Raw genomic sequence first — 20,241 nt, 5'->3', positions numbered from 1 at the left:
CGGCCTCCGTTTGAGACGAAGGCCGTTTTGAAACTTTACTTTGGGTATGCCTTTTTAAGCAGCAATTCCCAATGCGCCTGCAAAAAGTGCACGGCCATCATTGCCGCCATGCGCACCTTCAATCAGGTTTTCAGGATGCGGCATCATGCCAAGAACATTGCCGCGTGCATTAACGATACCAGCAATATCATTGACCGAGCCGTTCGGATTGGTGCCTTCCGCATAGCGGAATACAACCTGACCTTCACCTTCGATGCGCTTCAATGTTTCCGCATCGGCAAAGTAATTGCCATCATGGTGCGCAACCGGGCAACGAATAATCTGGCCCGGCTGGTAGCTGCGGGTGAAGGACGTATTGGCGTTGCTCACTTCGAGCTTCACTTCACGGCAGACGAATTTGAGCGAGGTATTGCGCATCAGCGCGCCCGGCAACATTCCTGCTTCGACGAGAATCTGGAAGCCGTTGCAGACGCCGATAACCATCACGCCCTTGTCGGCTTTCTCACGAATAGCCTGCATAATTGGCATACGTGCTGCAATCGCACCGCAACGCAGATAGTCACCATAGGAGAAGCCGCCAGGGATCAGAATAAGATCAACATCATCAGGGATGGATGTATCTGTCTGCCAGACGGTGATTGGTGCCCGACCGGAAATCTTGGTGACGGCTGCAATCATGTCGCGGTCACGGTTGAGGCCGGGGAGAAGAACGACTGCTGCTTTCATGGCGTTTTATGTCTCTTTGAATCTGAGGGCTTCAGAGCGCATCGTGCGATCTGAAAGCGCGCAAAAAATACCTGCTGAGCGCAGTGCGTCAGGCGATGACGATTGCGTAGTCTTCAATAACCGTGTTGGCGAGCAGCTTCTCGCACATGGCTTTGATTTCGGCTTCAGCTTTAGCCTTGTCCGAGCCTTCGACTTCGAGATCGAAGACCTTGCCCTGACGGACAGAGTTGACGCCTTCGAAATTCAGGCTGCCGAGCGCGCCGACAATAGCTTTGCCCTGCGGGTCGAGAACGCCGTTTTTAAGTGTAACGGTGACGCGTGCCTTAATCACTGAGTAGTTCCTGATTTACTTAGCCAAATGAAAACAGCCCGGTAACTTTCGTTCCGGGCTGTGCGGATTTTATTTCACAAGCGTAGGGCCGGAAGGACGGGGCGTTTCGTTCTCGTTCATGATGCCGAGACGACGTGCCACTTCCTGATAGGCCTCAACCAGTCCGCCCATATCGCGGCGGAAGCGGTCCTTATCGAGCTTGTCATTGGTGTTGATATCCCAAAGACGCGCTGAGTCTGGCGAAATTTCGTCAGCGACAACGATACGCATCATGTCGCCTTCAAACAGACGTCCGCATTCCATCTTGAAATCAACAAGCTGGATGCCGATGCCGAGGAACAGGCCTGTAAGGAAGTCGTTGACGCGAATGGCGAGAGCCATAATGTCGTCGATTTCCGCAGGGCTTGCCCAGCCAAAAGCAGTGATATGTTCTTCCGTGACCATTGGGTCGTTGAGAGCATCTGCCTTGTAATAGAACTCGATAATCGAGCGTGGCAGGACAGTGCCTTCTTCGATGCCGAGGCGTGTGGACAGCGAACCTGCTGCAACATTACGGACAACGACTTCAAGCGGAATGATTTCAACTTCTTTGATCAGCTGCTCACGCATGTTGAGGCGGCGGATAAAGTGAGTCGGAATACCAATGCGGTTGAGCTGCGTGAAAATGTGCTCAGAAATGCGGTTGTTCAACACGCCTTTTCCGTCAACAACTTCATGCTTCTTCGCGTTGAACGCGGTTGCGTCATCTTTGAAGAACTGGACAAGAGTACCGGGTTCAGGGCCTTCATAAAGAATCTTGGCCTTGCCCTCGTAAATACGGCGGCGACGGTTCATGGCTTTTCTCGGATTTCCAAAAATGTGATGATCGGCATTTGCCGCTATTCTCGCGGGCTACGTATAGCAATTGTGGGCTTTTAACAATCCTGCTTTGTACCCGTTCCCCCGTTTTAAGCGTTTCAGAGCCAGATAAATCAAGAAAGTGACTTTTGGCTCTTGTATAATCTTGCGCCCCTTGCCAGCTTTAGGCAAGAGAACGGTTGACGATCTCATATAAGTTAACAGCTTGGGAGTTCTATGAATGGCCACTGGCATGGACGATCGCCGCAACGCTTTTGAAAGCAAATTCGCACTCGATGCCGAACTGCGCTTTAAAGCTGAAGCCCGCCGCAACAAGATTCTTGGCCTTTGGGCAGCAGAGCTTCTCGGTAAGCACGATGCGGATGCCGACGCCTATGCGCGTGAAGTTGTTGCTGCTGACTTTGAAGAAGCAGGCGATGAAGACGTTTTCCGCAAGTTGCGTGCTGATTTTGATGCAGCCAGCGTGAGCGTCACGGACGAGACCATTCGCGAAAAAATGTTCGCTTTTCTTGAAGAAGCGATCCAGCAAGTTCAGAAAGACTAACTGGTAATAAAGGGCGGAAATGCTGATAGCGCGTCCCGAAAAGTGGGAACCGGTTTTCGGGATAAGATGCGCGTTAAAATAAACAGACAGCGTTTCCGCCCAAAATTTTTGTAATGCAGGGGAATAAGCATGTCTTTGTCTTCGCGTCTTCGTGCCGGAGAAACTATTTTATCGGCTTGGTCATCATTGCCGGAAGCACTTACTGTCGAGGTTCTGGCGCATAGCGCTTTTGACGCTGTAACGCTCGATATGCAGCATGGCGGACATGATGAGCAAAGTGTGCTGCGTAGCCTTGGGCTTATCCTGAATGCAGGCAAACCGCCTGTGGTACGCATTCCCGTTGGGCGTTTCGATATGGCAAGCCGGGCACTCGATTTCGGCGCACAGGCTGTTATCGCACCCATGATCAACTCGGTCGAAGATGCGCGCAAATTTGCAGCCTCAATGAAATATCCGCCGATTGGCGAGCGTTCATGGGGCGTGTTCCGAGCCAATGCCGATTATGGCACGCCTGGCTCCAATGATTATCTCGTTACTGCAAATCAGGACACGCTTGCTTTCGCGATGATTGAAACACGCGATGCCTATGATGCGCTGGATGCGATTCTCGATGTGCGTGGCATTGATGGCGTTTTCGTTGGCCCTGCTGATTTTTCGATTGCATGGAGCAATGGTCGCGAAGCCAACCCGGACTCTGATGCCATCATCGAGCCGATCTCTACGATTGCACGCAAGGCAGCTGCGGCTGGTAAATTTGCAGGCATTTATTCGCCATCAGCTGAGTTTGCACGACGTTATATCCCGCTCGGCTTTCAGTTTTTAACGCTCACCAGTGACGGCGGCTATATGCGCCTTGGCGCCCAAACACTCGTTGACGCAATTCGCGCTTAAAAAATAAAGCGGCAGATTTTTCATCTGCCGCTCCGCAAGCTGGTCTGAATCTATTTCATCAGAAAACTATATAACACTCTGATTTAATGCGACTTTGGCGGCTGAAGATTGGTCATAAACTCAGCAAATACCATGGAGCCTTCTGGCCATGGTCCATGACCTGATTCTGAGTTGATATGCCCCGCATCACCAGCATCAATCAGCAATGCCCCCCAATCCTTCACCACTTCTTCTGCGGCTTCAAAGCTTGAGAACGGATCATTGCGGCTCACAACGGCAATGGTTGGAAACGGCAGACGCTCACGCGGGTAAGGCCCGAATGTCATCAGGTGCTTGGGTCTGATCTTGTCATTCGAGACGTCAGGAGGGGCAACAAAGAATGCACCCGCAACCTTATGCTGAATTTGCGGAATGGCATGAAGAGCCGTTGCAACGCCAAGCGAATGAGCAACAAGCACGATTGGCTTTGTCGCTTCATTCGCGGCTTTGACCAGCTCCGCTACCCAATCCTCTTTGACGGGCTTTGACCATTCGGCTTGTTCGACGCGTCGCGCCGTCGAGAGTTTGCTCTCCCAGCGGGTCTGCCAGTGATCAGGGCCGGAATTGGTGTAGCCGGGAATGATGAGAATATCTGAATCTTTAACTTTCATGATCCCTATTTAGAGCCGTTTCACCGCATCTTCAAGCTGGGCTATAGCGCTGGTGTGTGGACGCAGATGATGCAAATGATGAACAGCTTGTTCGCAGATCGCTATCTTGTGAAACGCTCTCTAAATTGTGATCTTTAGCGGGAAGATAACACCAGAGAGGATTTTGCGGCTATGGCCATCAGCAGAAGAACGGTACTTGGAACTGCGGGTGCTGCCGTCATGGGCAATATTCTTTCCGCACGTGCGGAAACGCCGTCGAAGGAGAATGAAATGATTGAAACTGAAAACAAAATAGCCAATCAGAAAGTGGCTTCGAATGCTCCTTTACCATTTGCAATGACGACGCCCGTTCGGGTGGCGCGCATTGGTTTGAAGGCGCGTGATGCTGAAACTCTGGCTGAGTATTATCGCGATGTCGTGGGTCTGCGTGAAATGACGCGCCGTGGTGCTTCGATTGTGCTTGGCGCTGGTGATCGGGAGCTGATGGAAATCGAGCAGTTTTCCGCCGCTAAAGCAGATGATCCGCGCAGCGCTGGTCTTTATCACACGGCTTTCTTGCTGCCAACACGTGGTGATCTGGCACGCTGGTCACGCCGCGCTATCGATAAGCAGCTGCCCGTTGCTGGTGCGTCTGATCATAATGTCAGCGAAGCGATCTATCTGACCGACCCTGAAGGCAATGGCATCGAAATCTATTCCGACCGCCCACATGAGTCATGGCAGTGGAATGGTGATCGCGTGGTCATGGGCACAGAAGCACTTGATGTCGGCGATCTGCTCGAAACCGGAAAACGTGAAGGTGGTGAATGGACTGGGGCACCGCAGAATACGGTTGTCGGTCATGTTCACTTGCGTGTTGGCAATGCCAAAGATGCGGAAGCTTTCTGGAACAAGGAACTGGGCTTCAATACCGTGCAGACCTATGGCGATAAGGCCGTATTCTTATCGACCGGCGGCTATCACCACCATATCGGTGCCAATGCATGGCAGAGCTCAGGCGCTGGCTTGCGTGACAAGGACCGGACTGGCCTTGCATGGGTTGAAATGGAAGACACGCGTGGCGGCAACAACCACGTCTTTGAAGACCCATGGGGTAACGTGATCAACACGATCAAAAAGAGCGCTTAATCCTAAATACCAAAAAGCCCCATGTTTACAGAAACATGGGGCTTTTTTCGGACTCAATTTATGAAGGCTAATATTTAGCCAAAAACACGTTTGAAAATCGTATCGACGTGTTTTGTATGATAGGCGAGGTCGAACTTTTCGCGGATCTGATCTTCTGAGAGTGCAGCACGAACTTCCTGATCGGCAAGCAGTTCTTCGAGGAAGTCTGCACCCTGTTCCCAGACCTTCATGGCATTGCGCTGCACGAGGCGGTAGGAATCTTCACGCGAAACGCCAGCCTGTGTGAGTGCGAGCAGAACGCGCTGCGAATGCACAAGACCACGGAACTTGTTCATGTTTTTAAGCATGTTTTCCGGGTAGATCACCAGCTTTTCGACAACGCCAGCCAGACGGTTCAGCGCAAAGTCGAGCGTGATGGTGGTGTCTGGGCCAATTGCGCGTTCAACGCTCGAATGCGAAATATCGCGTTCATGCCAGAGAGCGACGTTTTCCATCGCAGGCACAACCGACATACGAACCAGACGGGCGAGGCCGGTCAGGTTTTCAGTCAGAACAGGGTTACGCTTGTGCGGCATCGCCGACGAGCCTTTCTGGCCGGGCGAGAAGAACTCTTCTGCTTCCAGAACTTCCGTGCGCTGCATGTGGCGAATTTCGATAGCTACGTTCTCAATCGACGAAGCGATGACGCCGAGCGTTGCAAAGAACATGGCGTGACGGTCGCGCGGAATAACCTGCGTTGAAACTGGCTCTGCTTCGAGACCGAGCTTTTCGCAGACATATTCTTCAACGCGTGGGTCGATATTGGCGAATGTTCCAACAGCGCCTGATACGGCACCCGTCGCAATTTCTGCACGTGCTGCAACGAGACGTGCGCGGTTGCGCAGCATTTCGGCGTAGAAACGAGCGAATGTCAGGCCCATTGTGGTCGGTTCAGCATGGATGCCGTGGCTGCGGCCGATGCGAACGGTGTCTTTGTGTTCAAATGCACGGTTTTTAAGCGCTGCAAGCACGCGGTCCAAACCGGCAAGAAGCAGATCAGCGGCGCGAACGAGCTGCACATTGAGCGTTGTGTCGAGTACGTCAGACGAGGTCATACCCTGATGCACGAAACGGCTGTCAGGACCGATAAACTCGGCAAGATGTGTCAGGAACGCGATGACGTCATGCTTGGTAACAGCTTCGATTTCATCGATGCGTGCGACGTCGAATTTCGCAGCATCGCCCTTTTCCCAAATGGTCTTTGCGGCTTCCTTGGGGATTACGCCGAGTTCGGCAAGCGCCTCACATGCATAGGCCTCAATTTCAAACCAGATGCGGAATTTGGTTTCGGGAGACCAGATGGCGACCATTTCAGGTCGGGAATAGCGCGGGATCATGGGCATATCCTGTTTTGGCGGCCCGTCTGCCGGGCTGCAGGTCTTGGGTAAAGGGAATGCGCGGTGTTTAGCAGAGCCTGAGGCTCCGCTCAACGCACATAACCCCAGAAAAGTCTATTATCGCGCAGCTTCTGCTGCTTCGCGAATGGCTTTGATGTTGGCGGCATAGCTCTCAACCGAGTTGCCTTTGTAAACAGCAGAACCCGCAACGAGAATATTGGCACCGGCGGCGACAACGAGACCTGCGGTTTCTGGCGTAATGCCACCATCCACTTCGATATCAATCGGGCGGTCGCCAATCATCTCGCGCACGCGTTTGATCTTATCAAGCATTGGCGCGATAAACTTCTGACCGCCAAAGCCCGGGTTCACTGTCATGACGAGCACGAGATCAACATCATCAATCACGTTGGTCAGCGCTTCAACAGGTGTCGCCGGATTAAGCGCGAGGCCGGATTTTTTGCCGAGTGCGCGAATGTTCTGGAGTGAACGGTGCGTGTGTGCGCCAGCTTCTGCATGAACCGTGATCAGGTCACAGCCTGCATCGGCGAAAGCTTCCAGATAAAGATCGCATGGTGCAATCATCAAATGGGTATCGAAGAAAGCCTGAGTGCGTGGACGAATGGCTTTGACGACCTGTGGGCCAAACGTGATGTTTGGCACGAAATGGCCGTCCATAACGTCGATATGAATCCAGTCAGCACCGGCTTCGAGCACGGCATCGACTTCTTCACCCAGACGCGCAAAGTCTGCGGACAGAATGGATGGGGCGATTGCGATAGGACGCATGGTTGTCTCCCTGGCAGGATGTTTTCACATCATAAAATAAAAATGCGTCCGGCCAGTTTTGACCGAACGCAGATATTGAGTTTAACCCCAGCGCTTGTGGAACCACATCCACTGGCCCGGATATTCGCGCACCCATTCCTCAACGGTATCGTTGAGAAGCTGCGCGGTTGCGGCAATATCGATCTCGCCTTTTTCGTCACGCGGCAATTCCATGCGCTCTTTCAGCTCAAGCCGATAACGGCCACCGGGCAGGCGGATACAGCGCGCCGGATAAACATCGCAATCATACTGACGCGCAAGCTTGGCGAGCAGCGGATTGGTCTTTACCGGACGGTTGAAGAAGGTTGAAGGTACGCCGCGCTGGAACTTCTGATCCACCAGCATCCCGACATTGCCGCCATTATCCAGAACGCGCGCCAGCGACCATGCAGCTCCGGCCTTCGAAGGCACCAAATGCCCCATATTGGTCTTGCGTGCTTTGAGAACGGTTTTCGCGATATAAGGATTGTTCGGCGGGCGGAAGAGGGCTGTTACATCAAGACCGAACGTACCTGCACAAATCGGCAGAAGCTCGAAATTGCCGGTATGCGCAGTGAAGAAAATATGTGGCTTCGTTTCATCACGCAGGCGCTCGAAAATCGGAATGCCGTCAACTTCGATCAGGCCTGGTTCCGTTGCATGGGGATCAAAATCGAAGATCGCATCAAGGAAGATATATTCCGCGAAAAGACGCGCCATCGAATCCCACATTTCGACGGCGATCTTTTCAATTTCAGCGTCACTCTTCTCTGGATAGGCATGACGCAGATTGCTGGTTGCAACCTTATGTCGTGGTGTAAATGGCCCGACTTTACGCGCAAACCATGCCGAAAAGCGGATCGCGCTTTTAGCAGGCAGCAGACGCAGCAGTGCCAGCGTCACAAACACGGCCTGCGCCCAAAGCCAGTAGTTAAATTGCTTGAGCTTACGTGACCATTTGAAGAGAAGAAGCTTGAACTTGAACATCAAATGCTTAGTCGATCTGCAATACGATCTTGCCGAAGACGTCGCGGCCTTCCATGCGTTTTAACGCAGTGCCGATGTCATCAAAGCCGACGATAGTATCGATGACCGGATGCACAACGCCCTGTGCCATTTTCTGCATCGCATCAGCCATGTTTTCCATGCGGCAACCGAAAGAGCCGAGGATTTTAAGCTGCTGCTGGAAAAGCTGCATCAGATTCATGTTGGTTGAAACGCCGGAGGTCGAACCACAGGTGACGAGACGCGCGCCGCGCTTCATGCAAAGCATTGAGCCTGCCCATGTGTCGGCACCAACATGCTCAAACACAACGTCAACGCCCTTCTTTTTGGTGAGCTTACGCACAACACCTTCAAAACGGTCAACGCGGTAATTGATGACGTGATCAGCACCGAGCGCTTTGGCCTTTTCGATCTTGTCGTCGGAGCCAACCGTGGTGATGACCGTGCAGCCCATTTTCTTTGCAAGCTGGATAGCAGCCGTACCAATGCCTGAACCACCAGCCTGTACCAGAACAGTTTCGCCCGGCTGGAGCTTCGCATTGTCAAACAGCATGTGCTCGACTGTACCGAAAGTAACAGGAGCAACCGCTGCACCAATTGCGTCAACACCGGGAGGTGCCGGAACCAGCAGACGTGCTGGCAGATTGACGGCTTCACAGGCAAAACCATCAAGATGGAAGCCATGAACGCCGCCGACATGCTCACAAAGATTGTCGCGACCTTCGCGGCAGGCTTTGCAAAGACCACAGGTGCGCGCACCATAGATCGAAACGAGCTGACCCGGCAGAACATTGGATACGCCGGGGCCGATTGCATCGACAACGCCGGAAGCTTCTGCACCAATCACCAGCGGCATTTTGCGCTTGGCAAATGCCATGCCGCGCCATCCCCAAACGTCGATATGGTTGAGTGCAACAGCCTTGATCCGGACTGTCACTTCGCCATTGCCGGGAGCAGGTGGCGGAGCAATATCGGTCATTTCAAGACGGCGATCGTCGAGAAGCTGCAAGGCGCGCATGAATTTATCCTTTTCAAGACATAATCCCGGAGAGCAGTCGGCTTTCCGGGATTACCGAGAATATGTAATTTTTAGACCGATTAATTCGGATTTGCCGTCAATACAAGACTTGTGTTCTGTCCACCAAAACCAAACGAGTTGGAAATTACGGTAGAAACCTGCGCATCGCGCTTCACATTCGGCACAACATCCAGCGGAATTGCCGGGTCCGCATGATCGTAATTGATTGTCGGAGGCAGAGTGCCAGTTTCAATCGTCAGCAGCGAGAACACGGCTTCAATCGCGCCAGCCGCGGTCAGTGTGTGACCAATCATCGACTTGTTGGATGAAACCGGGATTGAAGAAAGCTGCTCGCCAAATACGGTCGAAAGCGCAAGATATTCCATCTTGTCATTTTCAGGCGTCGAAGTGCCATGAGCATTGACATAGGAAAGCTGATCTTCGGTCAGGCCCGCATCGGCAAGCGCTGCGCGCACAGTGCCAATCGCAGGCGAGGCGTCTGGCTTGGAACGGGTGCGGTGGAAGTCGTCAGCCTTTTCGCCACAACCGGCGAGAATGCCGAGCACCTTTGCACCGCGTGCGATGGCGCTTTCAAGCGATTCCATAACCAGCGCGCCTGAACCCTCAGCCATCGCAAAACCATCGCGATCTTTTGAGAAAGGCTTGGAAGCCTTTTCCGGCTTGTCGTTCTGCGTGGAAAGCGCTGAGAGCAGCGAGAAACGAATGAGCGATTCCGCCGATACAGAACCGTCCGTACCAATCGAGAGCACGCGGTCGCTTTCGCCACGGCGAATAGCTTCAACGCCAAGCTGTATTGCCGTTGCTCCCGAGGCGCAGGCCGTTGACAGCGTTACGGGCAGGCCGCGTGTGCCAAAAGCTTCCGACAGGCGCTCGGCGATATAGCCAAACTGCGTTGTATTGAAGAGTTCTTCCTGACGTGCACGACGGCATGCTTCGAGAAGAAGCTGATAGCTGGCCGGACCTTCATCCTTGATGCTTGCATCAAGCGCAAAGCGGCTTTTCCAGTCGAGTTCAACCGGAGGGGCTGCGAGGAAAAGCGGACCGCCGAAATCGCTGACCGAAAGGCCAGACTGCGCAAGCGCTTCTTCGCCAGCAAGACGCGCAAGTGCCTCAGACAGAGCCGAAGAGCCGACATTGCTTTCAGGCAGAAAATCGACTGTGCCAGAGAAGCGTGTTTTCAGGCTATCCGTTGGAAAACGGGTGATTTCATGAATGCCAGAACGTCCGCTGGTCAGCGCTTCCCAGTTGTCCTGCTTGCCCTGTCCGAGCGAAGAAACAACGCCAGCACCTGTGATGGCAACAATCGGACGGCCGAGATGGTCTGTATATTTGGTCATCTTATGCTCTCACCAGCTTTGCTGCACCTTCAGCGCGTGTTGCGCCGATGGTTGTGACAATGGCTTCGCTAACAGTCCCGTCAACAGCCTTTTCCGAGGCGCTGCACGGCGCGAAAGCTTCGCCTTTCCAGACGGAGATTGCTGCGAGTGCGAGTGCGAGCGGAAACTGCGCTTCACGCAGATGGCCGGTCAGACCGGAAATGCCGCGATAGGCTGCGGAAATAGCTTCAAGAGCAATTTTTTCGGCAGCCGTCGCTTCATGCGCACCAGAAGCGCCAGAAACCACATATGCAGGCTCTTTGCCGCCATTGGCAGCGAGAACCAGTTCGCGAACTGTCTTTGCGAGATCGGCTGCATCGCGGCGAACCTGTGCGCTTTCGATATTCGCGATCTCTGCATAGGCGCGGGCACCACGCTTTTGCGCATGATCTGCACTTTCAAGCACTAGAAACACACCGCCAGAACCGGAGATCATACCGCCGCCAGCGCTGCCTTCGCGGTCCCAGAGCGATGCCCAGCCGTCATGCTTGAGCAAGCCGCCAAGCTCGTGACCTAGAATCATGTCGAAATGTTCGGAATTATATGATCCGCCAACCAGTGCATGCGTGCTCTGACCCGAGCGAATACGCGCTGCCGCAGTTTCAATCGCCGAAATGCCCGAACCTTCTTCGCCCATAAAAGTACGTGATGAACCGGTTACTTTATGAACGATGGAAATATTGCCAGCCAGCAGATTGGAAAGCTGGGCCAGAAACAGAGTAGGGCGCAACTCGGTGGAGAGTTTCTCGTTGAGCATCACACCACGATTGTTGCTGGTGCGACCTTCTTCAAGAATCTGCATATCGACGGTGATATCGCGTTCGCCACCACCAGCGCCCACAATCATATCCATGCTGGCGCAGAGTGCTTCGTCGTCCTTCATGCCAGCATCGTCAAGCGCGAGACCTGCCGCATAGGTGCCAAGCCGCTGCCATGTCTCCATCTGGCGCTGGTCGCCACGCTTGGGGATCTGTAAACCCCAATCGACTTCACCCAGCGGATGAACTGTGTAAGGCGCAAAGGCTTCCTTTTCGAGGCGCGGTTCAGAACCTGCCTTTGAAAAAGCGCTCCAATGCGCATCCAGTCCTTCGCCTAGCGATGAGATGATGCCAATGCCAGTGATGACGACTTTATTGCTCTGCATGGTTCGGTCTACCCGTAAATGCTGATCCAGAAACGGAATCAGGGCGAACACGGATGTTCACCCTCTCATACCGTCAGCTTTCGTGGCTGTTTAGCCTTTTTTGGCTGCAACCAGCTCGTCGATCTTGGCGCAGAGGTTCTTCAGAACGAAGTATTCCTCCGTCGGAGCCTTGCCTTCGTTCACTTCCTGCGTCCACTGTTCAAGCGGAATCTTGATGCCGAATTCTTTGTCGATCGCAAATACGATGTCGAGGAAGTCGAGGCTGTCGATGCCAAGATCATCAATAGTGTGGCTATCCGGCGTGATGGTATCACGGTCGATTTCGCTGGTTTCTGCGATGATGTCGGCGACTTTGTCAAAAGTAGAGGACAAGTTTCGATTCCTTTATTCTTGGCGATGCCTCAACAGGCATGCGTCTGAGTATCTGCGCGTATCTAGCGTGTTTCCGGCGATAGGGAAAGTCATATTGCTTTCACAATAACCAGAGCGTTAACGGCGCATATAAGGTGTCTGCTATGCGAAGCGCAACATAAAGCGGATTACAATTTTTTGAAATGGTAGCAAAGTTGCTTCGGCTAGGGTTCGCTTCTTATCCTCTGAATCAAATGCCAAAGTCCAATTATACAAAACCCAATCATCACAATCGCCAGCGCATATCGCACAAAATGGTCGCCTGACACGATGGCTGCAAGGCCTGATGTTACACTTGCTAAGGCGCTAAGCGCGGGAGGATGTTTAAGAGCTGTCGTCACAGCAGTGTCTTGTTGCCGCGCTTTTGGAAGCCCCTGGATTTTGGGCTCTATGGGTTCGATGAGCGGTAGAGACAAAGCCAGTGCCAGCGCTCGTGATCGCACACGTTCTACACGGGCTAGCCAGCCTTTTCCGAATGTTGATGCCGTAGACAGGCCTTTGAGCCAAGAGGCCCGTGCATCACAAAGCGCGTTGATAATCTCCACGGGTGACCGAGTGGAGATAGCTGCAATTGTTTGAGCGCCGATGACGCCATCTTCATGCTGGTTGACGGTACCTTGCAGTATTTTTGCCGCACGACCTGGCCCGGAATTAACCGCAAAATCGAAAACAGCGTAATCGACACCGGAGGGTAGGTTGTCGCCATCAATTTTATTCCAGAATTGTTGCTGATAAATTTTTGATGCTTCGGTCTCTGTAAGTTCTCTGACATCTTGTGGTGATACTCGATGGCCCCGCCATGCAGATAATGTATTGAGCGTAATTCCCATATTGGTTGCGCCGCCCGGGTCACGAGGATTGTCAACAAAACCACCTTCTTCGCTAAAAATATACTCTATAGTTTTTTTGAAATTGGCTTTCATAAATAAAAACCTCGATTTTTATATTCTGAATTAAGATAATTTTTAAATATATTGAATGTTAACGCATCTATTGACGAAATAATATCGATTTTTATTCTTAAATCTTAACATGAAGGCGGCGAGCAGATTGCGGTATTTGGCTCTTGCGTAGCAAGCGTCGATGCTGCTTGATATCGCTTTGTAACGACATAAAAATGGGTGGATAAATTGACAGCAGAAATATTTGGATATGCACCGGACGGGCAGGCGGTTCATCGGTTGACCATCGCCAATGGTCCGCTTGAGGCAAAGATAATCACATGGGGCGCAGCCATTCAGGATTTGCGTCTCGAAGGCCATGATGCACCGCTTGTTATTGGCTATCGTGATTTTAATGACTATCCGGCCCATTCGCCGCACCTGGGTGCAATTGCTGGCCGCTTTTCAAACCGCATTCGCAATGCCCGTTTTGAGCTCGATGGCAAGACCTACAATGTAGAACCAAATTTTCAGGGCATTCACAATCTTCATGGCGGTAGCCAAGGGTTGGGAAACCGGGTCTGGGATATTGTTGAAACAGGTGCGGATTTTGTAACTCTCAAGATAATGTCCAAGGACGGTGAAATGGGATTCCCCGGAAACCTGAACGTCAGTTGCACCTATACGCTGAAGAATGATGGTACGCTGGTCGTGCATCTTGAAGCCGTAACGGATAAGGCAACGCCTTGCAGCCTGCTGCATCATAGCTATTTCAACCTCGATGATGGCGGCGAGGGCGATATTCTCGACCATCAGCTCAAAATTGAAGCCGAAGCCTATATGCCAGTCGATGAAGCGCTGATTCCCGATGGTCGCATTTTGCCTGTCAAAGATACGGCTTATGATTTCCGCGACTTCCGGCCAATCCGCTATGATGAAAACAGCAACCAACTCGAATATGACAGCAATTTATGCCTGACTGCTGCGCGTGGCCCATTGCGTCCTTGTGCATCCGTAATGGGAGCACGTTCGGGCATTCGTCTGGATATATTGACGACAGAACCCGGCGTTCAGTTCTATGCCGGCAATACGATGGCCAATGATTGCATCGGGCTGACGGGCAAGCCTTATGGCAAACATGCTGGTTTCTGTCTTGAGCCGCAGCTCTGGCCGGGGTCGCTGGAATATTCTTATGTTCCGCAATCAATCCTGCGTCCGGGCGAAGTTTACGCCCAGACAAGCCACTTTACCTTTACAAAGGACTGAGCCTTAAGAATAGGCGGCGCGTGCGGTTTCCATCGGGGCCAGCGCGCCGCGAATTTCGACAACGCGGGCAGCAACAGCATGCGCTTTCTCTGCGGCTTCAACCGGTGACAAACCTTTGAGCCGGGCTGCAAGATAGCCGCCATTAAAGCTATCGCCTGCACCTGTTGTATCAACAGGATTGGCTTTCACAGAAGGCACGAGGCTTTTTTGGCCGTCTGCGATAACCAGCGCGGGTTCGGTGCCGTCTTTTACCACAATTTCTTTGACGCCAAGTCCGATCAGTCGCTCCGCACAAGCTGAAGCAGTTTCGTCGCCAAACAAAGCTTGTTCATCGGGAAAGGTTGGCAAAGCTATATCGGCGATCTGCATTGCTTCGCTGATGATCTTTTTGGCAACTTCGCGATCTGGCCAGAGCTGATGGCGGAAATTCGGATCAAACGCGATAAGTGCGCCATTGGCACGGCATTCGCGTAAAACCTCGAAAAGGGTTTCGCGATGCTCAGGAAACACGATGCCTACCGAGATACCGGAAAAGTAAATCATATCGCGGCCAGAAAGGCTGGCTTTCAGCGCGCTCTTGTCGCTTGCAAGCCGCTTTGCCGCTGCATCGCTGCGCCAATAGGTGAATGAGCGTTCAGCGCCATTGAGTGTAATCGCATAAAGCCCCGGATGAACGCCTTTGATGACAGGGCTGTGTGCTGTGCCGATGCCATTGGCATTAAGAAAGGCGCGTTGTTTCTGCGAGAAGTCGTCTTCGCCAAATGCGCTGACATAATCGACTGGAAATGATGTATCGGTCAGCGCGCGCATGTACCAGGCGGTATTTAGGGTGTCTCCGGCATAGCCCATGCGCCATTGATCACTATCGCCTCCTGATAGTTCGATCATGCATTCACCAATCGACGCGAAACCACCCATAGTTATCTCCTCATAGCTATTGGGACATACGCCTATACGAATTTCCCTCGATGTAAAATCCTGATTTAGCCAGCCTTTATCGACTTGCCACATTCCTCGTGTAACGATCCCGGCAAAAGAGGAATCACTATGCGTTACGCGATTTATTTCACGCCGCCTTCGGGCGATGCGCTTTTGAAAGTTGCTGCAAATTGGTTGGGGCGCAGTGCGTTTAGTGGCGAGGCGGTGAAACTTCCAGCGATTCGTACACTTGCGGCAGAAGATATCGCTGCACTCACGGAAGAACCGCGCCGTTATGGTTTTCATGGAACACTGAAAGCACCGTTCAGGCTTGAGGATGGGTTTCAGGAAAGCGATTTGCTGTCCGCACTGATGTACTTTGCGTCATCAACCGCTCCGTTCGCTATTCCGCGCCTGAAAGTGCAGGGCATTGGTCCGTTCTTCGCACTTGTTCCTGAAGAACCTGTTGCTGAACTTAACCAACTGGCCAATGACGTTGTTGTATCATTTGATCGGTTTCGTGCGCCTCTGCGCGATGCTGAAATTGCAAAGCGCCGCCCAGAACGTTTGAGCGAAGCACAGCGGATGAATCTGGATCGCTGGGGTTATCCTTATGTGTTTGATGAGTTTCGGTTTCATATGACCCTGACTGGGCCTGTTGATGAAAAACAGCGCCCACAGGTTGAACGTACACTGGATGAGTTTTTCGCACCGGTTCTCGATGAGCCGGTCGAAGTGACCAATCTGGCGCTATTCATTGAACGCGAGAAAGGTGCGCCATTCGAGATTCATTCGCTTCATCCAATGACAGGTGGTGATAAGGTGCCCAAACGGTCCTCAAGGGCTGTGGGGAGGCCATAAGGAATGACGACTGAACTCATTTTAAAAAATGCCAATATTATTCTGCCCGATGAAGTAATCCACGGAACGGTTAAAATCACAGATGGTATGATCGCTGATATCGCGTCAGGCACATCCACTTCCGGCAAAGATATGGAAGGCGATTATCTGACGCCGGGCTTGGTGGAATTACACACCGATCATCTTGAAGGCCATTATGCGCCTCGCCCGAAGGTGCGCTGGAATCCGATTGCTGCCGTGCAGGCGCACGATGCGCAGATTGCCGCTTCTGGCATTACAACCGTATTTGATGCCTTGCGTATTGGCTTTGACGAAGAGGCTGCCACTGGCGTTGAAGATATGCGCAAGCTTTCCTCTGCCATTGCAGAAGGCCGCGAAGCGGGACGGCTGCGCGCGGATCATTATCTGCATTTGCGTTGCGAGGTTTCGGCTCCTGATTGCCTGAGCGCATTTGAACGCTTTGGTGTGCACCCACTGGTCAAACTGGTCTCTCTGATGGACCACGCGCCCGGTCAGCGTCAGTTTACCGATATTGAGACCTATAAGCTTTATTACATGAGCAAGCTTAAGGTCTCGGAAGAAGAGTTCATCCGCTATTGCGAAAAGCGCATGGGCCAGTCTCAGCAGCACTCGGCATTAAACCGAACTGCAATCTCAGATGCCTGTAATGAACGTGGAATTGTGCTTGCGAGCCATGATGATGCAACCGCTGACCATGTCGCAGAGGCAAAAACGCAGGGTATTCGCGTTGCTGAGTTTCCGACCACACATCTGGCTGCGAAGACTTCAAAAGAGTCAGGCATGTCGGTTTTGATGGGCGCGCCTAATGTGGTGCGCGGTGGCTCGCATTCCGGCAATGTCTCTGCGCGTGAGCTGGCGGAGGCTGGTCATCTCGATATTATTTCGTCGGACTATATCCCGGCAAGCATGATGCAGGCTGCATTTTTCATGGCCGATGTGATGGACGAAATCACCTTGCCGCAGGCAATGCGGTTTGTTTCAGCAAACCCCGCTAAAGCTGTCGGCCTTGACGATCGCGGCGAGATCGCAATTGGCAAACGAGGTGATCTTGTGCGGGTACAGATTGCCGATCATGTGCCGATTATTCGCACGGTCTGGCGAGAAGGGCGGCGCGTGATTTAACACGCGCCTTTCATATTAGTATCAGATTGAAGCGTCGGTCAGCGACAGGATGCCAGTTTCGGCATCGACCGATAGTTTCAATTCTTTGTAGCTATTAATGCTCTTATGAGCAGTTTCCGGCGAATGCGGATGTGTTGCCGTCACCACAACGACATGCGCACCAGCGGTTTCACCTGCAACAATACCAGCGGGTGCATCTTCAAAGACCAGACAATTATGCGGATCAAAACCAAGTCGCTTTGCACCCAGCTGGAAGCATTCAGGGCTAGGCTTTCCACGCTCCACGTCTTCCGCCGAAACAATGACCTTTGGCAGCGCAATACCGGCGGCGGCAAGGCGACGACGTGCCAGTTCGATGGGCGCTGAAGTGACAATAGCCCAACGATCTTCTGGCAACGATTTGAGGAAGTCGATTGCACCTTCAATGGCTTCAATTCCATCCAGATCGGCCATTTCCGCATCAAGCAGTATCTTGGCTTCTGTATCCGGGTCGAGGTGCGGAAGACCAAGCCTGCGCACTGTATCCACCGCACGCACACCGTGAATCGTTGGAACGAACGTCACCGGATCAATACCGTGGCGCGTGGCCCATTGTCCCCAGACGCGTTCGGTCGCAGCAATGGAACTCAGAACTGTGCCGTCCATATCAAACAGAAAAGCATCGAACGACTTATTGAAGGGGGACAGGTCGGTCAAAATATGGTCCTCAAGTTTTGGTATTAAGAATCGCGTATCATGATCTTAATTCGTAATAAGCGCGGAAGTCACATTATTCGATGATTTGATCGCCTTCGCGACCCGAAAACTTGATCATTTGCATTGTTTGTGGCTTTTTGCGCCACTTACAGCACGGCTTTCAATCTTAAGCTTTCATGCTCAGATGAATCGCATTCTCAGGATAATTGTTTAAATGACTGAAATAAAAAATAAAAATAGCAATTATCCCGACCATCGGTTCTCTGTGGCACCGATGCTGGATTGGTCTGATAGGCATTGCAGATATTTTCATAGGTTGTTTTCAAAGCACGCACTGCTCTACACGGAGATGGTTGTCGCCGATGCTGCCATCCACGGCCCACGCGAACGCTTGATGGGTTTTGATGCGGCAGAACACCCAATTGCTTTGCAGCTTGGCGGTTCGGATCCGGTCAAATTGCAGGAAGCTGCGCGGATTGGCGCGGGCTTTGGCTATGATGAGATCAATCTCAACGTCGGTTGCCCGTCTGATCGTGTGCAGTCGGGTACATTCGGCGCGTGTCTCATGCAGACGCCCGATGTGGTTGCCCGCTGTGTAGCAGCAATGAAAGAGGCTGTTTCGGTGCCTGTTACCGTCAAATGTCGGATTGGCGTTGACGATCAGGACCCGGAAGTCGCACTCGATGTTGTTGCCGATCAGGTTCTTAACGCTGGAGCTGATGCGCTTTGGGTCCATGCCCGTAAAGCTTGGCTGAAAGGTCTTTCGCCCAAGGAAAATCGTGATATTCCGCCGCTTGACTATGATCGTGTTTATCGCCTGAAACAACGACTTGGAGCGCCCTTCGTGGGTATTAATGGTGGTATCGGGACTTTGGAAGAAGCCGTTGCGCATCTTGATCATACAGATGGTGTTATGCTGGGCCGCGTCGTATATCACAATCCGGCAATTTTAGCCGATGTCGATCATCTGATTTATGGCGAAGACGACAAGCGCGTCGATATGGCTCAGATTATCGAGGCAATGTGCGAATATGTCGACAGGCATATTGCCGATGGTGGCAGGCTTTCGCATATCAGCCGACATATGATTGGTTTGTTCACGGGGCAGCCTGGCGCACGTCGCTGGCGTCAGATGCTCTCGACCGATGCATCAAAGCCCGATGCGAATAGTAATTTGCTGCGTCAGGCCTACGCGTCCGTCATGGAAGCCAGCGCTGAAGCAGCTTAATCGTGGGCGCATCTTTTCCCAAAACCGTTTCACACTTTTAGGGATGCGCCCTCACTAATCCATCATAATCAGCTGATCACCGCGAACGCTAAAACCACCCAGCGTTTGCAGGAAATTCATGCCGAGCAGACTGCCGGTCATCAGACCTTCCTGCGTGACCATGGCACGAATATTCTGCCGCTCAATATCGCCAATCTGCAAGTTTGCGATGGTGATGCTTGCGGCTGTTGCTCTGCCATTGGCAGTGCTGATTGGCACATTATAGGCAAGAGACGATGTGTCGATGCCTGCGCGTTCAGCATCTTCCTTTGAAAGTACAACCGAAGAAGCACCTGTATCGACAAGGAAATGTACGCGCGCACCATTCACACGGCCGTTTACTTCAAAATGACCATTGGCCGATTTTGCAAGAGTGACCGTGAGTGAACCATCTGAGGCTCGTCCTGAAATCGGACTGCCAGGAATGAGGCCAGCCGTGATGCGGCTTCCTACATCCTGAAGCTCATAGCGATATTGGTATCCTGCAACGAGCGCCAGAATAATGACTGCCCAGACAGCCATGTTCCGGGCGAAATCGCTGAGTTTGATACCGGAGCCTAAAATGCCTGCCGCCAGCACCACACCCCATATGCCCATATAAGCCGCTTGGCCAAAAGCGTCATTGGCCATTCCAAGCGTTGTGCCGCTGTCATCGTTTGCCATCAGCAGCAAAATAACAACTGCAATGGCCGCAATTACGATCCAGAACAAACGCCCCATTAGTTTTCTCTCTTTTCCAGTCTTTCATGTCGCTGAGGTAAAAGCGCCATGACTGCGCGCCGTTGATCATTATCCATGTTTGACCAACCGGCAATTTCATCAAGCGTCCGAGCGCAACCCAGACAAAACCCTGTTTGGCTGTCTATCACGCACACCAGAATGCATGGCGATTCGATTGCTGCGGTATTCATGAAATCAATGTG

The 20,241-nt window shown here is 52.3% G+C and carries 23 protein-coding genes; 7 read left to right on the top strand and 16 right to left on the bottom strand.

From position 1 onward, the window contains the following. Positions 1-54: 54 nt before the first annotated feature. From purQ to purC, 3 genes are all read right to left on the bottom strand, one after another. Positions 55-726 carry a phosphoribosylformylglycinamidine synthase subunit PurQ gene (gene purQ, locus J2782_RS04465; RefSeq protein ID WP_310010396.1) on the bottom strand — a complete coding sequence of 224 codons (672 nt, stop codon included), beginning with the start codon at positions 724-726 and terminating at the stop codon, positions 55-57. Between the two features lie 88 nt (positions 727-814). Beyond that, entirely contained in the window at positions 815-1,057 is a 243-nt protein-coding gene (gene purS / locus J2782_RS04460; protein ID WP_250039681.1) for a phosphoribosylformylglycinamidine synthase subunit PurS, read from the bottom strand. 69 nt (positions 1,058-1,126) lie between these two features. Beyond that, positions 1,127-1,891 carry a phosphoribosylaminoimidazolesuccinocarboxamide synthase gene (gene purC / locus J2782_RS04455; RefSeq protein WP_250039682.1) on the bottom strand — a complete coding sequence of 255 codons (765 nt, stop codon included), beginning with the start codon at positions 1,889-1,891 and terminating at the stop codon, positions 1,127-1,129. Positions 1,892-2,135: 244 nt separating this feature from the next. On the opposite strand from purC, the gene J2782_RS04450 reads away from it, so the two are divergent. Both J2782_RS04450 and J2782_RS04445 read left to right on the top strand, forming a co-directional pair. Continuing rightward, positions 2,136-2,459, top strand: coding sequence for a DUF1476 domain-containing protein (locus J2782_RS04450; protein ID WP_250039684.1), 324 nt, complete (start codon positions 2,136-2,138; stop codon positions 2,457-2,459). 123 nt (positions 2,460-2,582) lie between these two features. Continuing rightward, on the top strand, positions 2,583-3,350 hold the full coding sequence (locus J2782_RS04445; protein ID WP_310011075.1) for an HpcH/HpaI aldolase family protein: 768 nt from the start codon (positions 2,583-2,585) through the stop codon (positions 3,348-3,350). 83 nt (positions 3,351-3,433) lie between these two features. Here J2782_RS04445 and J2782_RS04440 read toward each other — a convergent pair whose 3' ends face one another. Next, entirely contained in the window at positions 3,434-4,000 is a 567-nt protein-coding gene (locus J2782_RS04440) for an RBBP9/YdeN family alpha/beta hydrolase (RefSeq protein ID WP_310010395.1), read from the bottom strand. A 270-nt stretch (positions 4,001-4,270) separates the two neighbouring features. On the opposite strand from J2782_RS04440, the gene J2782_RS04435 reads away from it, so the two are divergent. Continuing rightward, entirely contained in the window at positions 4,271-5,128 is an 858-nt protein-coding gene (locus J2782_RS04435) for a VOC family protein (protein ID WP_310011073.1), read from the top strand. 74 nt (positions 5,129-5,202) lie between these two features. Here J2782_RS04435 and purB read toward each other — a convergent pair whose 3' ends face one another. From purB to J2782_RS04395, 8 genes are all read right to left on the bottom strand, one after another. Then, the gene (purB, locus tag J2782_RS04430) at positions 5,203-6,504 is read right to left on the bottom strand and encodes an adenylosuccinate lyase (protein ID WP_310010394.1); all 1,302 of its coding nucleotides are present in this window, start codon (positions 6,502-6,504) and stop codon (positions 5,203-5,205) included. A gap of 117 nt (positions 6,505-6,621) precedes the next feature. Continuing rightward, the gene (rpe, locus tag J2782_RS04425; RefSeq protein ID WP_310010393.1) at positions 6,622-7,293 is read right to left on the bottom strand and encodes a ribulose-phosphate 3-epimerase; all 672 of its coding nucleotides are present in this window, start codon (positions 7,291-7,293) and stop codon (positions 6,622-6,624) included. Positions 7,294-7,374: 81 nt separating this feature from the next. Further along, positions 7,375-8,301 carry a lipid A biosynthesis lauroyl acyltransferase gene (locus J2782_RS04420; RefSeq protein ID WP_310010390.1) on the bottom strand — a complete coding sequence of 309 codons (927 nt, stop codon included), beginning with the start codon at positions 8,299-8,301 and terminating at the stop codon, positions 7,375-7,377. A 4-nt stretch (positions 8,302-8,305) separates the two neighbouring features. Further along, positions 8,306-9,334 (bottom strand): zinc-binding dehydrogenase, encoded by a 1,029-nt coding sequence (locus tag J2782_RS04415; RefSeq protein WP_250039692.1) that lies wholly within the window; start codon positions 9,332-9,334, stop codon positions 8,306-8,308. An 80-nt stretch (positions 9,335-9,414) separates the two neighbouring features. After that, positions 9,415-10,692, bottom strand: coding sequence for a beta-ketoacyl-ACP synthase (locus J2782_RS04410; protein ID WP_310010388.1), 1,278 nt, complete (start codon positions 10,690-10,692; stop codon positions 9,415-9,417). A gap of 1 nt (position 10,693) precedes the next feature. Continuing rightward, complete coding sequence (locus J2782_RS04405) at positions 10,694-11,875, bottom strand: beta-ketoacyl-ACP synthase (protein WP_310011071.1); 1,182 nt, start codon at positions 11,873-11,875, stop codon at positions 10,694-10,696. A 90-nt stretch (positions 11,876-11,965) separates the two neighbouring features. Then, positions 11,966-12,247 (bottom strand): acyl carrier protein, encoded by a 282-nt coding sequence (locus J2782_RS04400; protein ID WP_024897522.1) that lies wholly within the window; start codon positions 12,245-12,247, stop codon positions 11,966-11,968. 203 nt (positions 12,248-12,450) lie between these two features. Continuing rightward, on the bottom strand, positions 12,451-13,209 hold the full coding sequence (locus J2782_RS04395) for a glycoside hydrolase family 108 protein (protein WP_310010385.1): 759 nt from the start codon (positions 13,207-13,209) through the stop codon (positions 12,451-12,453). Between the two features lie 207 nt (positions 13,210-13,416). Between J2782_RS04395 and J2782_RS04390 the strand changes: the two genes are divergently transcribed. After that, on the top strand, positions 13,417-14,433 hold the full coding sequence (locus J2782_RS04390; protein WP_310010383.1) for an aldose epimerase family protein: 1,017 nt from the start codon (positions 13,417-13,419) through the stop codon (positions 14,431-14,433). Between the two features lie 3 nt (positions 14,434-14,436). Here the strand turns inward: J2782_RS04390 and J2782_RS04385 are convergent, their stop codons facing one another. After that, the gene (locus tag J2782_RS04385) at positions 14,437-15,351 is read right to left on the bottom strand and encodes a sugar kinase (protein WP_310010381.1); all 915 of its coding nucleotides are present in this window, start codon (positions 15,349-15,351) and stop codon (positions 14,437-14,439) included. A 129-nt stretch (positions 15,352-15,480) separates the two neighbouring features. On the opposite strand from J2782_RS04385, the gene J2782_RS04380 reads away from it, so the two are divergent. Together J2782_RS04380 and J2782_RS04375 are read left to right on the top strand one after the other, a co-directional pair. Next, positions 15,481-16,212 (top strand): DUF1045 domain-containing protein, encoded by a 732-nt coding sequence (locus tag J2782_RS04380; RefSeq protein ID WP_310010379.1) that lies wholly within the window; start codon positions 15,481-15,483, stop codon positions 16,210-16,212. Positions 16,213-16,215: 3 nt separating this feature from the next. Continuing rightward, positions 16,216-17,355 carry an alpha-D-ribose 1-methylphosphonate 5-triphosphate diphosphatase gene (locus tag J2782_RS04375; RefSeq protein WP_310010377.1) on the top strand — a complete coding sequence of 380 codons (1,140 nt, stop codon included), beginning with the start codon at positions 16,216-16,218 and terminating at the stop codon, positions 17,353-17,355. A 21-nt stretch (positions 17,356-17,376) separates the two neighbouring features. Here J2782_RS04375 and J2782_RS04370 read toward each other — a convergent pair whose 3' ends face one another. Beyond that, on the bottom strand, positions 17,377-18,051 hold the full coding sequence (locus J2782_RS04370) for an HAD family hydrolase (protein WP_250039701.1): 675 nt from the start codon (positions 18,049-18,051) through the stop codon (positions 17,377-17,379). 214 nt (positions 18,052-18,265) lie between these two features. Here J2782_RS04370 and dusA point away from each other — a divergent pair, with 214 nt between their 5' ends. Further along, on the top strand, positions 18,266-19,279 hold the full coding sequence (gene dusA, locus J2782_RS04365) for a tRNA dihydrouridine(20/20a) synthase DusA (RefSeq protein ID WP_310010375.1): 1,014 nt from the start codon (positions 18,266-18,268) through the stop codon (positions 19,277-19,279). A gap of 54 nt (positions 19,280-19,333) precedes the next feature. Here dusA and J2782_RS04360 read toward each other — a convergent pair whose 3' ends face one another. Both J2782_RS04360 and J2782_RS04355 read right to left on the bottom strand, forming a co-directional pair. Continuing rightward, on the bottom strand, positions 19,334-20,038 hold the full coding sequence (locus J2782_RS04360) for a TIGR02281 family clan AA aspartic protease (RefSeq protein ID WP_310010372.1): 705 nt from the start codon (positions 20,036-20,038) through the stop codon (positions 19,334-19,336). Continuing rightward, positions 20,038-20,229: a DUF1289 domain-containing protein gene (locus J2782_RS04355; RefSeq protein WP_310010370.1), complete on the bottom strand. Its 192-nt coding sequence runs from the start codon at positions 20,227-20,229 to the stop codon at positions 20,038-20,040. The genes J2782_RS04360 and J2782_RS04355 overlap by 1 nt, the downstream gene beginning before the upstream one ends. Positions 20,230-20,241 lie beyond the last annotated feature (12 nt).

This window comes from Brucella pseudogrignonensis (assembly GCF_031454375.1).
GTDB lineage: Bacteria > Pseudomonadota > Alphaproteobacteria > Rhizobiales > Rhizobiaceae > Brucella > Brucella pseudogrignonensis_A.
This window is presented reverse-complemented; position numbering and strand designations above follow the sequence as displayed.